The sequence below is a fragment of the Enterobacter cloacae complex sp. SYL003 genome (assembly GCF_049236925.1).
GTDB classification, from domain to species: domain Bacteria; phylum Pseudomonadota; class Gammaproteobacteria; order Enterobacterales; family Enterobacteriaceae; genus Enterobacter; species Enterobacter intestinihominis.
The window spans coordinates 275,408-290,818 of the sequence record NZ_JBMKJK010000003.1; the positions used below are offsets into that span (position 1 = coordinate 275,408).

Consider the following 15,411-nt stretch of genomic DNA (forward strand, 5'->3'; position numbering starts at 1 on the left):
AGGGTGATTACTCAGACAGATTCAAAAATCGCGCTTAATCCGCTTCTGCGCTCGGTGCGAGTGGCAATCGCCTGACCCAGCACGCGCTCATCCGCATACAGCGACAGACGCTGGCGCGCACGGGTAACGGCGGTGTAGACCAACTCACGGGTTACGACCGGCGAAAGCTGAGTCGGCAGGATCAGCGCCGCATGGTTGAACTCTGAGCCCTGAGACTTGTGTACCGTCATCGCCCATGCCGTTTCATGCTCTGGCAGACGGCTGGGCTGGACGGACTTCACGCTGCCGTCCGGCAGCTGAAACCAGACGCGCAAACCGTTACCGCGATCGAGCGCAATACCGATATCCCCGTTGAACAGCCCCAGCGTACTGTCGTTGCGGGAGATCATCACTGGCCGGCCTTCATACCATCGCGAATGCTGCTGACGGTTAATTTTGCGTTTCTGCACAAGCAGCTGCTCCAGCCTGTCGTTCAGGCCCGCAACGCCGAACGGCCCTTCCCGCAATGCGCACAGAAGCTGGTATTCGCCAAATGCGGCAATGACCTGCCCGGGCTGACTGCGCTGCTGCACGCAGCTCAGAAAACGCTGGTATCCCTGGAGAGCCTCCTCAAGCATAGCCTGATACTCTTCCCCGCTTTGCAGCGATTTCTTTTCAATGTCAGTGAAAGAGCCGTCAAACACTGTGCGCGTGGCATGCCGATCGCCACGGTTGACCGCCGCAGCCAGCTGGCCGATGCCGGAGTCGCTACCGAAACGGTAGCTTTTTTGCAGCAGGCACAGGCTGTCACGCAGTGCGCCTGCGACTGGCGAGTGATCGGGTTCAAGCGAGCAGCCGGTCAGGCGGGCAAGCTCCTGCGCCCGCGCGGCGGTATAACCGTAGCTGGCGTAGGTACAGATATCCCCCAGTACCGCCCCGGCTTCCACGGAGGCGAGCTGGTCGCGATCGCCCAGGAAAACCACGCGCGCATGCGGCGGCAGAGCATCGATCAGGCGCGACATCATGGTCAGGTCAATCATGGAGGCTTCATCCACCACCAGCACGTCCAGATGCAGCGGATTACCCGCATGGTAGCGCAGCCGCTGGCTACCCGGCTGCGCGCCGAGCAGACGGTGCAGGGTACTCGCTTCACCCGGGAAAAGCGTAAGCTGCTCCTGAGTGAGCGGCAGCTGTTGCATCGCACCGCCCAGTGATTCGGTCAGTCGCGCCGCTGCTTTCCCGGTGGGCGCCGCCAGACGAATACGACATCGCTGCTCGCCTGATAGCTGGATCAGGGCTGCCAGCAGCTTTGCGACGGTCGTGGTTTTCCCGGTCCCCGGGCCACCTGAAATCACCGAAATCCGCCGCGTCAGGGCGACGGCCGCCGCCACTTTCTGCCAGTCTGTAGTCTCACCGGAGTCAAACAGCCTGTCCAGTGTCTGGCGAAGCTGCGCTTCGTCGCAGGGAAGCGGCGCGTTGGTCTCACTAAAGAAACGCGCTACCGTCAGTTCGTTTCGCCACAGACGGTTCAGATATAAGCGCTCCCCCGTCAGGATCAGCGGCGCCTGGTTTTCTCCCGGCCCGACGGCCGACGATTCGCGCAAAATTTTCTGCCAGTCCACCCTCTCCCCCAGCAGCGCAAAGCAGGACTGGAGGACAGGCGGCATTTTCTCGTCAACAACCAGACGCGAGAGCGGCAGACACACATGCCCCTCTCCGGCGTCTTTACTCAATAGGGCAGCGGCAAGCATCACGGCGGGCTGGTCAGCGGCAATCATCATGGCAAACTGCACATCCAGCTGACGCAGCACGCGTTGCTCTACCGCTTCCAGCAATAAGTCCTGCATCGTCATGCCATCTCCTCCGTGTTTGCTGCAAACAGGTTATCCATTTTATTAATCAATTCCGCATCCGGACGGGTGCTGAAGATCCCGGAGCGCGGATCGGCAGCGTCGACCCCGCGCAAGAAGAGGTAGATGACGCCACCAAAATGATCGTCGTAGCGGTAATCCGCAATACGGTGGCGCAAATAGCGGTGCAGCGCTAGCGTGTAGAGCTGATATTGCAGATCGTAGCGATGCATTTGCATGGCTGCCGCCATCGCCTGCTGGGTATAGGCTTCGCTGTTCTCGCCCAGCCAGTTCGATTTGTAATCCAGCAGGTAGTACCGTCCTTCGTGACGGAAGACCAGGTCGATAAAGCCTTTCAGCATGCCCTGCACTTGACGGAAGTTCAGCGGCGGGCAACCGGCTGAGAGCGGATCGTACTGACGGATAAGCGCATCGAGCGCGTCGGCCTTAAGCGGGCCTGCGACAGGCAGATAAAACTCCATCTCAACCTGTTTATTTCTGGCCGTTAGCTGACGAAGAGCGAAGCCCTGCTCAGTCAGCGGTGCCTGCAAAATGGCGTTGATCCAGTCAGTGAGAACGGGCTGCCAGTGCGCGTCATAGCCCCCGCTCTGTAGCATCTTCAGCACCCACTCCTCACTGACAGGCTGAGTAAAATCAAGCTCTTCAAAGAGGCTGTGCAAAAAGGTGCCCGGCGACGCGCCGCGTGGGAACTGATGCGGAGTTAACGTCGGTTCAACCGGAATATCACCCACCCCTGCGGCATCCACGTCCAGCTTCGGCATGAGATCCAGCGCAATACTTTGCCCGTGCTGTTGCAGGCCAGAATAGCTGGTGACGCGCCAGTCGTCGGCAAGCACCCGCGTGATCTGGCGCGCATTAAGGTCGGTCGCGGGCTCTTGCGCCATTTGCCAGCGGCTATTGTCTGGCAGAGATGGGATATGCAGTGCGATATCGTCACCGCAGAGCGACTCAATGCAGAGGCGCAACCCCGCCGCATCTTTCGGCTCGCCACGCTGAATAAGCCGCCCTAACGCGCTTAAATGGAAATCGCTTTCCCCTGTTTTCTCCCCGCGACGGCGGAAAACCGGGGCGACGCCCAGGCTGCAATGCCAGACAGAACGGGTCAGCGCCACGTAAAGCAGGCGCAAATCCTCCGCCAGACGCTCCGCTTCTGCCAGTTCAACGCTGGTCTCCGCCTTGCTGAGATCGAGCACCGCATCGAAAGTCTCGCGGTCATGGTAAAAGGCCTGATCCTGAACCCGGTAGTTCGCGATGAAAGGCAGCCAGACCAGCGGATATTCGAGACCTTTGGATTTGTGAATGGTGACGATTTGCACCAGATGCTTATCGCTCTCAAGACGCATCTGCTGGCTTGAAGAGTTACTGTTTGGATCCGCGATTTGCTGCGCCAGCCAACGCACAAGGGCATGTTCACTTTCAAGCTGGGTACCCGCTTCCTGTAACAGTTCGCTGATGTGTAAAATATCGGTCAGACGCCTTTCACCGCCGGATGTCGCCAGCATATTTTCGGCAATCTGACGCCATGTCATCAGCTCGCGCAGCATCGCCATGACGCCGCGCTTTTGCCAGCGTTCACGGTAATGGACAAACTCTTCTACCACCGCATCCCATGCGTTTTCGTCATGGTTGAGTTCATCAATATCCCGTGCGTTCAACCCCAGCATAGAACTGGCCAGCGCGCTTCGAAGCGTATTTTCGCGCTCCGGCGCCAGCACCGCCTGAAGCAACCAGAGCATTTCCTGGGCTTCCAGCGTGTCGAACACGCTGTCGCGGTTAGAGAGATACACTGACGGAATATCCAGCAACGTTAGCGCATCGCGGATTAACGCCGCTTCCTGACGACTGCGCACCAGCACGGTAATATCAGAGGCCTTTACAGGATATGCCTGTTCCCCCTTCCACAGCAGTGCCTCGCCGCGCGCGCCTGCGCTTAGCCAGTCACGGATTTGCGCGGCGCAGTGCTGGGCCATCGCCGCCTGATAATCGGTAACGCCATAGCCTTCCCCCTCAAGCAGCCAGAAGGTCATGGCGGGTTGCACCGCACCGCTGACTTCGAAGCGCAGGGATGCGTTTTTTGGGGCGGATTTCACCGGCAGGAATGGGATTTCATTGAACATGAATGCCGTCTCCATACGGCTGAACAGCGCATTGACGCTCTCAACCATCCCCGGAGCGGAGCGCCAGTTGGTATCTAACGTGTAATGCGCGACAACCTCACTACGGGCTTTCATATAGGTGAAGATATCTGCCCCACGGAAGGCGTAAATGGCCTGTTTAGGGTCGCCTATCAGCAGCAGGGCAGTGTCGGGCTGCTGTCGCCAGATGCGGCGAAAAATGCGGTACTGCTGGGGGTCGGTGTCCTGAAATTCGTCAATCATCGCCACCGGAAAACGGGTACGGATCGCGCTGGCGAGCGCTTCACCATTCTCGCTGGACAGGGCTTCGTCCAGGCGGCTCAGCATGTCATCAAACCCCAGCTCGCCCCGGCGACGTTTTTCGCGCGCGACGGCCTGGCGGATCTCCGTCATGGCGCGGGTGATCATCAGGTCATTGAGCGTTAATGGCTCCGCAAGCAACGCTTCAATCGCCACAAACAGGGGATGCTCAGGCACAATACCGTCGGCTTTGGTTCGCTCGGTCAAAAAGCGCTGCGAAAATTTTTCCAGTGCGTCCGGAAGCTGGTAACCCCGCGTCTCCTCCTGGGCCCAGGCGCTGATCTTTTCGATCCACTTCCCCTGGTTCCCACGGTTGAACTTGCGTCTGTCGATGCCTGAGTTTTCGATGATTGCATCAATTTCACCAACCGACTCATTCCACTTCTGCTTAAGCGCGGTAATTTTGGCGACGATCTTTTCATGGCGCGAGGCCAGCGTTTCATCGGCAGGCGGAGGAGATTTAATGACCGGCGCTTCGCCTTGCAGGTAACGGTCGATGGCGCGAAGAAGCTCTTCCGGACCTTTCCACAGGGCGTGAACCGCTTCAGCAATGTCGCGCTGCAACGGATAACAGTGACGACGCCAGAAATCCGCACAGGCCTGATAGCGAAGCTCGGATTCATCTTCAATAAGCTGCTGCTCAAAGAGCATGCCGGATTCAAACGCATTCAGGCTCAGCATGCGCTGACAAAAACCGTGAATGGTGAAGACGGACGCTTCATCCATTTGCCGTTCGGCCAGCAGCAGCCATTGCGCAGCCTGTTGCTTATCCGCAATCTCGTCCAGCAGGCTCGCATAGAGGGGGTTATCCGTCGTCTGACGCAGACAGGCGATGCGCAGCTCATGAATGTTGCTGCGAATACGGCCACGCAGCTCGGCAGTGGCCGCTTCGGTGAAAGTTACCACCAGCAGCTCTTCCACGCTTAACGGGCGCGAAAAAGCGGCGTTGCCGCCGAGCCCCAACAGCAGACGCAGATAGAGCGCGGCGATGGTATAGGTTTTTCCCGTTCCCGCTGAGGCTTCAATCAGTCGCTCACCCTGTAGAGGTAAACTTAGGGGATCAAGCGGCTCAGCGGTATGGGTCATTCTTTCTTACTCCAGGGCATAGTTTGTTGCAGCGCGCTGACGCTCTTCCAGACGGTCCACTCTTTTGATTTTACGTAGTCCGTTTTCCCGTTCTGGCTGCCAGAAACCTGAGACAGGATGGCCATACCCTGCGGTTTTACTACCGCCTGATGGAAGAAATCGGCAACTTTTTGTGGCGTCAGCTGTTTTATTTCGGCCACTATTTTATCACGCGAATCAAATTTCATATTACCGCGATCAAAATCTTTGCTCAGCTGCGAGGCCTCTTCACCCAGCGTCTGCGGCGGTTGCATCACCTGGGCGATAACCGCCTGCTGGATCTGGGCAAACTCTTCCGGCTTCATGGCGCGCAGTTTTGCTTCCGCCTGCGGGAAGAATGCCTGATAACGTTGCCACAGGTAAGCAGGTTGTTTGTCGCTGCTTTGCAGAAGGAAGCCCACCCCCCACTGACGGCCCACATTCATCGAGAAAGCGAATACCGCATAACCCAGCTGCTCTTCGGTGCGCAGCTGGTTGTAAAACCACGGCTGAATAATTTGACCGAGCACCGCACTCTGGGCAGAGCTGGTAAATTCGTCATATCCGACAGGGACAAACACCGCGGCCAGCGCGGAATCCGTGCTGCTTCCCGCTTTTTCGAAGATCGCATTCTGCTTTTTCTCTACCAGCACATCCTGGTTACGGCACCACTCATCGCCTTTTGAACCCAGTTGCGCACGCACGTTTTGTGCCAGCGTTTTAGCCTGATCTTCGCTCATGTTCCCTACAACCAGGAACTCCGGACGAGTATTGGTTTTCAGCGAATCACGGTAAGCCAGCACCTCTTTTAAGGTGACTGAGGGCAATAACGCGCGGCGATCTTCGCGCTGGAAATAAGGAATTTGGGACAACATCTGTGCTGGCATAATCGCCTGATCGTAGGCTTTACCCTTCTCGGCAGAATCCATCATCTGGGCATACCAGGACTTAGCCTGCTCGAGCTGTTCTTCCGTAGGCGTATAGCTGAAATAACCGTCCAGCAGCGCCTGGAACAGCTGCGGCAAACGCTGGGTATAGCCGTTGGCATTCACCATCAGACCGTTATTGGCATTGGTGGAGAAACTGATACCGCCAACGGCAGCCTGGTTGCTGAGCTGATCGAGGGCAATACCGGCCAGATAATCGTTAAGCGCAAACAGCACCTGGTTTCTGGCGCTGTCCATTGCTTTAGGATTACGCAGCACTACGCTGACATCCGCTTTTGGCTCGTCGCCGAAATAGCGGCTTGGGGTGTAGACCACGCGCAGCGTCGGCTCATCAACAATCAGCTCCGGATGCGGATAGGCCTTTGCGGGTTTGATCAGCGAGAAATCGTCCGGGATGTAGGGGTTAAGCTCCGGTAACTTCAGCGCAATTTCCCCCGCCTTTTTCTGCCAGCCCGCGAAGGTCTGTTCGCTGATTTTTTCAACCTGATACGGGGCATCAACGAAGTAGGCCATTTTGTTATGCGGTTCGTTCGGGCTGATATACCAGACGCGGGCATTCTGCGGAGTCATCATCGCCAGACGCGCTTTGAGCGCCCCGGCGTCATACTGATTGGCAATATTTACCGCATCCAGCGTATGTTCCACCGGCACGCGGATCATGGTATCTGCCAGCCACTCGACGTAGTCCATATCACGCGTAATAGAGGGATAGCGGAAATCGAGATCCAGCACGTGCGCCAGCTCGTCGAAGTAGCGTTTATCGACGCCTTTGTCGCGCAGCAGAGAGAGATAACTGAAAATGGCCGCAACGACGTCGTCACGGTGAGCCAGCCCTTTATCGGTCAGCGTCGCGGAGATGGCCAGCACGCCGCTATTCCCGTTTACGACGGGATCGGAGTCAGCGCGAATACCTTCCACCAGCCCCTGCTTTTGCAGCCAGTCGGAGAGCGTACCCGGGCTGCGGTTACCGATAAGATAAGTCACCAGCTCGTCGGTTTTGCTGCGGAACTGCGCCGTGTTGTTATCAATACGGAATTCAACGCGTAACACCTTGCGCGGCAAGGCCGGCACATAGTGAATAACAATGCCTTTTTGCGCGTCCGTGACAACCGGCACGTTAATCTGCGGCAGATCGATATTTTTATTTGGCACCCTGCCATAGGTCTGCGCAGCCATGTTTGCCAGCGTCGGCAACGGTTTATTGCTGTAAATAACCGCTTTCATCAGATTGGCGGAATAGTATTTTTCACGAAACGCATGCAGCGCATCGAGCACCGGGCTACCCGGCTTGTCGCTCAGCGTTTCAAGGTTGCCGCCTGAGAAGCGCGAACCCGGATGCGCCGGATTGATGGTTTCAGCGCTAACCTGCGCCATGCGCATACCGTCTCGCGTGCGCGCCATCGTCAGTTCGGCGTTTACGGCGTTGCGTTCCCGGTCAGCATATTTTTTATCCAGCAGCGGTGCGGCGATGGCATCCGCCAGACGGTCCACCGCCCCGTCAAGCGCATCATTTTCCACTTCCAGGTAAAACGCGGTACGATACGGCGCAGTGCTGGCGTTGTGGCTGCCGCCATGCATTTTCAGAAATTCGGACAGGCTGTCAGGCTGTGGGTATTTTTTAGACCCCATCAGCGTCATGTGCTCAAGGTAGTGCGCCAGTCCCGGATGGGCGTCAGGATCTTCCAGCGACCCCACCGGCACAACCAGTGCGGAGAGCGATTTAACCGCCTGAGGATCGGAAACCAGCAGCACGGTCATCCCGTTATCAAGACGAATCGCCTGATACTGACGGGTGTCCTTATCGCTCTTACGGATTGTTTCCTGGACAGGTTGCCAACCGGAATCGGCCTGAGTGACGGGAGCCCAAAGGGCGATAAACAAAACAAATGCTTTGAACAAGGTGCTGCCTGGCATTACGACCTCTTTATCACGGCTACATCATTAACAACGTGCGTGCTGGACACGCCAGCATCTCTTTCTTTGGGTACATCAGTCCGTGATAAGAGGTGCATCATAAATGAACACCCCGTGCTGTGCAATTTTTATACAGCACTCAGGACTGCTTAAATTTGAACAACGGTAACAGGTAGCGTTGCGCCTCTTCCGTGATAATGTCGAAATATTCTGGCTCCAGCGTTCGCCATAAACGTTGATACCAGACATCGTCGCCCTCGCCACGTACCATCATGTTCCCTTCGTAGGCCTGCAAAAACTTGCTGCGCGCTTTCTGGAGCGAAGCCTCATCCGTTAACATGGCATCATTCTGCGCGTCGTAACAGGCTTTTATCCATGCCCCCCCACTTTCAGGCAGCAAAAGCAGAGGCTTGTTCATGCCCTGACGATAACCTTCAATATAAAGCGACAGATACGTCAACGCCTGCTCAGGCTCCATCGGCGGGAAGCGCCACTCGCCGTCCTTACGTACAAACAACCGGCTTTCGCCTTCGTGACCACTCGCACTGTAGACAAGATGTTCGAGCCAGAGTTGCAGGCCATGTGAAACGCTGAGCATAGATGGGCGCCAGCGTAGCAGCCCGTCAGACTGCACGTGCGTGAGCCAGCCGCTGAGGTGCATACCGTTACAATCGAGATCAATTTCAATGCTGCTCGCCGGTTGCCGACACGCGATAACCCGGTCAGCAAGCGCTTGCATCTCCTCACACTGGGCATCCCAGACGATTTCGCCGAACGCACCATACGGCAGTAATCCCGACGCCCTGTAACGTCGGAACAGTTTACTGGCGTCTTCTTCGTCAACCAGCGCATTCAAAAGCTGGGAATTAAGCTTAAAACGCTCCAGTCCATCAAGAATAAACGGTTCCGCATCAGGGATTTCGCTCTCTTCCGAGCGGAAGTTCACCTGCAAGCGTTGCTGGAAAAAAGCCCGAACCGGATGGGCCCAAAAGCGCTGCAGCTGCTCAAACGTAAGGGTGTCTATGGCGCGCGGTTCGAGCGCCTGAATGAAATCGGTTTGCGGTGTGCCCGCGTTCTTCGCAGCGGGAAGCCACTCGCGGGCGTAGCTTTGCAGTTCATCAGGAACGTAATTGACAGGATCAAACGGCATACGGCTATGGTGACAGGTAATATGCGCTTTCACCCGACGTTCGCTTTCGTCGCAGTTACAGGCCTCATCGCCCGGCAGATAGTGACTCTGCCCGATGTAGTCCACCAGCTCCTGCACCAGCACGGACGGGAAACGCTCGCTGTTGTCCTGAATTGAACGGCCGATATAGCTGATATAAAGCCTGCTTTGCGCAGACATCAGCGCCTCAAGGAAGAGATAACGGTCATCATCGCGGCGGCTGCGGTCGCCCCGCTTCGGCTGTGCGCTCATGAGATCAAAGCCAAGGGGTGGCAGCGCACGTGGATAAATACCGTCGTTCATGCCAAGCAGACAGACTACTTTGAACGGGATTGAACGCATCGGCATCAGGGTGCAGATATTCACCGGCCCAGCAAGGAAGCGCTGGCTGATGCGCTCCTGATCGAGACGTTGCGTCAGCTCATCACGCAGAAGCGAAAGGGGAACCGCCTCGTGATAGTGCGAATTAACCCCCTCATCAACGATGGCCTGCCACTGCTTCTCGATAAGCGCCATGGCGGCTTCCGTTTCGCTGTCCGGCAGGAAGAAGTCATTTAGCATTTCGCGGCAAATCGGCAGCCACTCTTCGAGTGGGCGGGGCTGCATCAATGCACGGCGCCAGCGGTTGAGCTGCATCAGCAGCGAGGCTAAGTGACCAACCAGTTCCGCAATTAACCCACTGGACTCATCGTACGGCAGCACGTCATTCCATTCGCCGTGGATGCTCTCCATCGCATACCCCAGCAGCATACGCGTCAGGCCAAACTGCCAGGTATGCTGGCCAGTCGCGGGCAGCTCAAACTCCTGGACGTTATCATCGTCGATTCCCCAGCGGACGCCGGATTCGTTGACCCACTGGCGCAGGTAGCGCAAGCCCTCTTCGTTAATGCTGAACCGTGCGGCCAGAACAGGCACATCCAGTAATGCCAGCACATCCTCAGAGATAAACCGACTATCAGGCAGCGAAAGCAGGCTGATAAAGGCCTGTAGCGCCGGGTGTGACTGACGAGCACGGCGGTCAGAGATCGCGTAGGGAAGATAGCGGTCGCCCGTTGCGCTGCCAAATACAGCCTGAATAAACGGGCTGTAGCTGTCGATATCCGCCACCATCACCACGATATCGCGGGGTGTCAGGGTTGGGTCGTCCTGCAACATGGCCAACAGGCGGTCATGAAGAATTTCAACTTCACGCTGTGGGCTGTGGCAAACGTGGATCGCGATACTGCGATCGTCAGGATCCAGTTTTCGCTTCTTATCGCTTCGCGCAAACTCCTCGGCAGTGATCCCGGCCACGGCACGGTTTTCTAAATCCAGAATATCAAGCTGAATATTGTGCAGCAGGCTGTCCGGCGTAATATCCGCAAACGCGTCCACGTCCCCCTCTCCCGAGGAGGTGATATCTGAAAGCAGATAAATATAGTCGCGCCCCAGCTTGCCCCACGAGGCAAGTAGCGGGTTCGGCAGGTTCTGAATCCCCTCTTCATCGAAAAGCTGCGCCGCGTTTTCAGTGTCTTTAAACAGCGGCACGGCGCGTTCCTCAAAGAGGCGTTTACGCTGGCGGGTGACCAGCCGTGAAAGCCAGCGCGGATCCTGAATATCTCCCCAATAGTGCCGACATGGGTTGGTAAAGAGGATATGGATATCAATGTGCTTACCGAGCGCTTTTAGCGCGTTCAGGTAGACAGGCGGCAGCGCGGAGATACCGCAAATGAACACGCGTGACGGCAAACGGGCTGGCCGTTCTGCGGTGTTCTCAAGTGTTGAGATAAAGCGATCGTACAAGTTAGCACGGTGCCATTTAGGCTGACCGAGCTGCCCGGTATGCTCGACCAGCGCTTTCCAGAGCGGCGCCTGCCAGATTTGCGCTTCCGGTAACCCATCGACTAATTCTCCCGCTTCCCAGCGAATCAGCCATTCTGCGCGGTAAACCAGATACTGGTCATAGAGGTCAGCAGTGCGTGAGGCCAGCTGAAAAAGTTTGCGCTTGTCGGTGTCGTCATTCAGATAGTGGCGCAGCATGGCGAACTCATCATGCGCCAGCATGTCCGGCAGCAGCGTCATCAGTTTCCAGGCCATGCTTTGTTTGTTGAAGGCACTCTGCTCAGGAATATCCGGCAGGACGCGTACAAACATCTCCCAGATAAAGCTCGCGGGCAGCGGAAAATCGATATTCGCCGCAATGCCAAACTTCTGCGAAAGGGACATTTGTAGCCACTGCGCCATACCGGTGCTCTGCACCAGCACCATTTCTGGCTCAAACGGATCGTCAAGACGCTCTTGCTCAACGATATACTCCATCAGTGCTTCCAGCACATCCAGACGATTTGAGTGGTAAACCCTTAGCATAAACGCTCCCGACTAGCGGCTAACCGGGCAATGCAGACGCGTCAACGCGCCCTGCCGCCCCAGAGGAGAAATAAGTGTGACCGTGATGCTGACACATCCGGACTGTGTTGTCTGCCCCCGACTGACCTGCCAGCCCGGCGGGAGCGTTAATGTTGAGATCTGCGACTGATTCCACGCATGATGCCATAGCTGGCGATACTGGCTAAGCGCCGCATACCGGGCTGCCAGCGCGCGATGATATCCGGATAACGCCGTCACAACTACAACCAGCAACATCATTGCCAGCAAAGCCTCAACCATGCTAAATCCTTTTTGTCTGCTCAGGGTAACTGACATAGCGCACTTTCCTTAAGGGGGCAGAAGTCGCTCCAGCCGTGGGCAGAAAAGCGTATTTGTCCTTCCGCGATATCCCCGCCTCGCCATAGCAACAGATCGTCATTTCCGGCAATAAGCAAAACACGCTCCTCAAACAGCCTTACACAGACCCGCAGACCTTGTGTCTGCTTGCACTGAACCTCTGGCCGTAAAGCCCAGTCCTGAACGCGTCCCCACTCCAGTGCAGATTGCAAGGCAGCCTGCTGGCGAACAGACAAACTCTCGCCATTCACCAACGTACTAAAGGTTTGCAACTGCTGGTTTAATCCGGTGAGGATCAGCGTGCCGAGCACCAGCAATAGCAAGACCAGCGCCAGCGATGACATGCCCCGCTGACGATTCACAGATTAAACCCCGTTACGGTGTGGCGAGCCGAAAAGGGTGCAGTCAGTTCACCTTTGCGGCGGGCACGCAGCTCGATACTGATGACCGGCGCAAAGCCAGCACGATCGGTTTTAGTGACCATAAACTGCTCTATCAGGACCCGATCCGGGTCAGTGAGCTTATCCCATCCCTTACCTTCACAGGATGTCGCGCCCCGCAGCGTTTCGAGCGTTCCGGACTCAAGCCGAAATCCCGTGCTGTCATTTTCTGACGCGGTGCTATCCCACTGGCCGTTGCTGTTTGCATCCCATTGCACAATTGCACATCGCCCTTGCCTGCCGATAATTAACCCTTGCCCCTGACAATGCCCTGCACAGTATCCTGCTCGCTGGAGCTGTTTACCCATCGCAAGCAGGCGTTGCCACACCTCATCTTCCAGCTCCCGTTGCCCGGATTGCAGTAAAACACCCCGCTGTAGCCCCGGTAAAAAACGTGACGTGCTGAGTAACAGAATACTGCTTATCGTCATCGCAATCAGGACCTCCAGCAGGGAGAACCCTTTTTGTTTTACTGGCATGCACCTTCTCCTGCGGCATCACACAGCCTGATACGTCCGCCATTTGAGACAATAACCCACCACGCACCGGCGCGGCTCTGCACGCGAATATGTCCGGCCCATGCGGTATCCCTTAAGCCGTAAAATCCCAGCGCAGGCGTTACGTCGCTCAGCGTGACCTCCGGCCATAACGGTTTCATCACGAACGGGCCGCCGCTGTCGCAGCCCGGGACCACAGCGCTGACAAGGCAGGCCTGATTCCCGTCAGCGTGAAGCGCGATCCTGTGCTCGCTGTTGTGACGATTTGCGTCGTTTCGCAAGAACGCCAGGTAATCCCGCACCTGACAGGCTGTCTGCCAGAGCCGCTGCCGCTGTTGCCAGCTGTCCCAGCCATAAAGACCCGTCGCGCTGAGGATCACAACCAGCGAGATGGCGAAAAGGGTTTCGATAAGCGTAAAGCCATGTTCGTTTTTCATGGCGGGAGTGTGGCGGAATGGTAGAAAAGGCGCGAGCGTTAAACCAGAACATTACGAGCCGCTTTCCGGAGATTTTCACCCGTTGCAACGCGTTACATCGTCTCTGGAAACAGGCTCGAAGAACAAAACGAGCGCGAAAAAAAACCGGCGCTAAAGAGCACCGGTTGTGTCAGGATTCGCCGTATCAGATGGCGACAGGAGCTTTGATGCCAGGATGCGGGTCGTAGCCTTCAATCTCGAAGTCATCAAAACGGTAATCGAAGATCGAGTCCGGTTTGCGTTTGATCACAAGCTTCGGCAATGCACGCGGTTCGCGCGTCAGCTGGAGATGCGTCTGTTCCATATGATTGCTGTAGAGGTGGGTATCACCGCCCGTCCAGACAAAATCGCCCACTTCAAGATCGCACTGCTGCGCCATCATGTGCACTAACAGCGCGTAGCTGGCGATGTTAAACGGCAGGCCGAGGAACACGTCGCAGGAGCGTTGATACAGCTGGCAGGAGAGTTTGCCGTCCGCCACGTAGAACTGGAAAAACGCGTGGCAAGGCGCCAGCGCCATTTTATCCAGTTCACCCACGTTCCAGGCAGAAACAATGATACGGCGCGAGTCCGGGTCATTTTTCAGCTGGTTCATGACGGTCGTGATCTGGTCGATATGGCGGCCGTCCGGGGTAGGCCACGCGCGCCATTGCTTGCCGTAAACCGGCCCCAGGTCGCCGTTCTCATCTGCCCACTCGTCCCAGATGGAGACATTGTTTTCATGCAGATAAGCAACGTTGGTATCGCCTTGCAGGAACCAAAGCAGTTCATGAATGATCGAGCGCAGATGGCAGCGCTTCGTCGTCACCAGAGGGAAGCCTTCTTGCAGATTGAAGCGCATCTGGTGGCCAAAAATGGAGAGCGTACCGGTGCCGGTGCGGTCGTTTTTCGGCGTGCCCTCGTCGAGCACTTTTTTCATCAATTCAAAATACTGTTTCATGATTCCTCAGGAAAGTTGTTGCTGTGGACGACGACGATACGCCCAAATCATCATAATGGCACCCGCGACAATCATCGGAATGGAGAGGATCTGCCCCATGCTGATGTACTGTACCCACTCGCCGGTAAACTGTGCATCCGGCTGGCGGAAGAACTCGACGATGATACGAAACGCGCCGTAGCCAATCAGGAACAGACCAGATACTGCCCCCATTGGGCGCGGTTTGCGGATATACAGATTCAGGATGATAAACAGCACCACACCTTCCAGCGCCAGCTCATAAAGCTGAGACATATGACGCGGCAGAACGCCGTAGGTATCGAAAATGGACTGCCACTCAGGATGCGAAGGCAGCAGCGCGATATCCTCTGCGCGGGAGCCCGGGAACAGCATGGTAAACGGCACGCTCGGATCGACACGCCCCCAGAGTTCACCGTTGATGAAGTTGCCCAGACGCCCTGCACCCAGCCCAAACGGGATTAATGGCGCAATAAAATCAGCCACCTGGAAGAAGTTACGTTTGGTGCGTTTGGCGAAGATCACCATCACGAGGATCACACCAATCAGTCCGCCGTGGAAGGACATGCCGCCGTCCCAGACGCGGAACAGATAGAGCGGGTCGTTCAGGAATACCGGGAAGTTGTAGAACAGGACATAGCCGATGCGCCCGCCCAGGAATACGCCAAGAAAGCCAGCATAAAGCAGGTTTTCCACTTCGTTCTTCGTCCAGCCGCTGCCCGGACGACTGGCGCGACGACCAGCAAGCCACATGGCAAAGACGAAGCCCACCAGGTACATCAGTCCGTACCAGTGAAGCGCTACAGGTCCTATTGAGAAAATAACCGGATCGAATTCCGGAAAATGCAGATAACCACTGTTCATCTGTCACCACAAGATGTTGTTATTCCGCTGAAAGTGGACAGCGGCTGAATTGCAT

At 56.4% G+C, this 15,411-nt stretch carries 10 protein-coding genes; all 10 read right to left on the bottom strand.

Features of this window, described 5'->3' with window-relative positions; all coding sequences use genetic code 11:
- Window positions 1–11: 11 nt before the first annotated feature.
- Window positions 12–1,832 carry an exodeoxyribonuclease V subunit alpha gene (gene recD / locus ACOT1A_RS05895; RefSeq protein ID WP_276169917.1) on the bottom strand — a complete coding sequence of 607 codons (1,821 nt, stop codon included), beginning with the start codon at window positions 1,830–1,832 and terminating at the stop codon, window positions 12–14.
- Entirely contained in the window at window positions 1,829–5,371 is a 3,543-nt protein-coding gene (recB, locus tag ACOT1A_RS05900; protein ID WP_276169916.1) for an exodeoxyribonuclease V subunit beta, read from the bottom strand. Before recB ends, recD begins: the two co-directional genes overlap by 4 nt.
- Window positions 5,368–8,250, bottom strand: coding sequence for a pitrilysin (gene ptrA, locus ACOT1A_RS05905; protein ID WP_276169915.1), 2,883 nt, complete (start codon window positions 8,248–8,250; stop codon window positions 5,368–5,370). Before ptrA ends, recB begins: the two co-directional genes overlap by 4 nt.
- Before the next feature lie 139 nt (window positions 8,251–8,389).
- Window positions 8,390–11,764, bottom strand: coding sequence for an exodeoxyribonuclease V subunit gamma (recC, locus tag ACOT1A_RS05910; RefSeq protein ID WP_063147432.1), 3,375 nt, complete (start codon window positions 11,762–11,764; stop codon window positions 8,390–8,392).
- A gap of 12 nt (window positions 11,765–11,776) precedes the next feature.
- A complete protein-coding gene (locus ACOT1A_RS05915; protein ID WP_193131763.1) occupies window positions 11,777–12,100 on the bottom strand; it encodes a prepilin-type N-terminal cleavage/methylation domain-containing protein in 324 nt (107 codons plus the stop codon).
- Window positions 12,085–12,483: a DUF2509 family protein gene (locus ACOT1A_RS05920; protein WP_038416622.1), complete on the bottom strand. Its 399-nt coding sequence runs from the start codon at window positions 12,481–12,483 to the stop codon at window positions 12,085–12,087. Before ACOT1A_RS05920 ends, ACOT1A_RS05915 begins: the two co-directional genes overlap by 16 nt.
- The gene (locus ACOT1A_RS05925; RefSeq protein ID WP_032626039.1) at window positions 12,480–13,040 is read right to left on the bottom strand and encodes a prepilin peptidase-dependent protein; all 561 of its coding nucleotides are present in this window, start codon (window positions 13,038–13,040) and stop codon (window positions 12,480–12,482) included. The genes ACOT1A_RS05920 and ACOT1A_RS05925 overlap by 4 nt, the downstream gene beginning before the upstream one ends.
- A complete protein-coding gene (locus ACOT1A_RS05930) occupies window positions 13,031–13,495 on the bottom strand; it encodes a prepilin peptidase-dependent protein (protein ID WP_045308825.1) in 465 nt (154 codons plus the stop codon). The genes ACOT1A_RS05925 and ACOT1A_RS05930 overlap by 10 nt, the downstream gene beginning before the upstream one ends.
- Window positions 13,496–13,679: 184 nt before the next feature.
- Window positions 13,680–14,474 carry a thymidylate synthase gene (thyA, locus tag ACOT1A_RS05935; protein WP_276169914.1) on the bottom strand — a complete coding sequence of 265 codons (795 nt, stop codon included), beginning with the start codon at window positions 14,472–14,474 and terminating at the stop codon, window positions 13,680–13,682.
- 6 nt (window positions 14,475–14,480) lie between these two features.
- Window positions 14,481–15,356: a prolipoprotein diacylglyceryl transferase gene (gene lgt / locus ACOT1A_RS05940; protein ID WP_022649236.1), complete on the bottom strand. Its 876-nt coding sequence runs from the start codon at window positions 15,354–15,356 to the stop codon at window positions 14,481–14,483.
- Window positions 15,357–15,411 lie beyond the last annotated feature (55 nt).

Excerpts from the sequence above, each read along its gene's own strand:
- recD (WP_276169917.1), bottom strand. The coding sequence starts at position 1,832 with ATGACGATGCAGGACTTATTGCTGGAAGCGGTAGAGCAACGCGTGCTG.
- recB (WP_276169916.1), bottom strand. The coding sequence starts at position 5,371 with ATGACCCATACCGCTGAGCCGCTTGATCCCCTAAGTTTACCTCTACAG.
- ptrA (WP_276169915.1), bottom strand. The coding sequence starts at position 8,250 with ATGCCAGGCAGCACCTTGTTCAAAGCATTTGTTTTGTTTATCGCCCTT.
- recC (WP_063147432.1), bottom strand. The coding sequence starts at position 11,764 with ATGCTAAGGGTTTACCACTCAAATCGTCTGGATGTGCTGGAAGCACTG.
- ACOT1A_RS05915 (WP_193131763.1), bottom strand. The coding sequence starts at position 12,100 with ATGTCAGTTACCCTGAGCAGACAAAAAGGATTTAGCATGGTTGAGGCT.
- ACOT1A_RS05925 (WP_032626039.1), bottom strand. The coding sequence starts at position 13,040 with ATGCCAGTAAAACAAAAAGGGTTCTCCCTGCTGGAGGTCCTGATTGCG.
- ACOT1A_RS05930 (WP_045308825.1), bottom strand. The coding sequence starts at position 13,495 with ATGAAAAACGAACATGGCTTTACGCTTATCGAAACCCTTTTCGCCATC.
- thyA (WP_276169914.1), bottom strand. The coding sequence starts at position 14,474 with ATGAAACAGTATTTTGAATTGATGAAAAAAGTGCTCGACGAGGGCACG.
- lgt (WP_022649236.1), bottom strand. The coding sequence starts at position 15,356 with ATGAACAGTGGTTATCTGCATTTTCCGGAATTCGATCCGGTTATTTTC.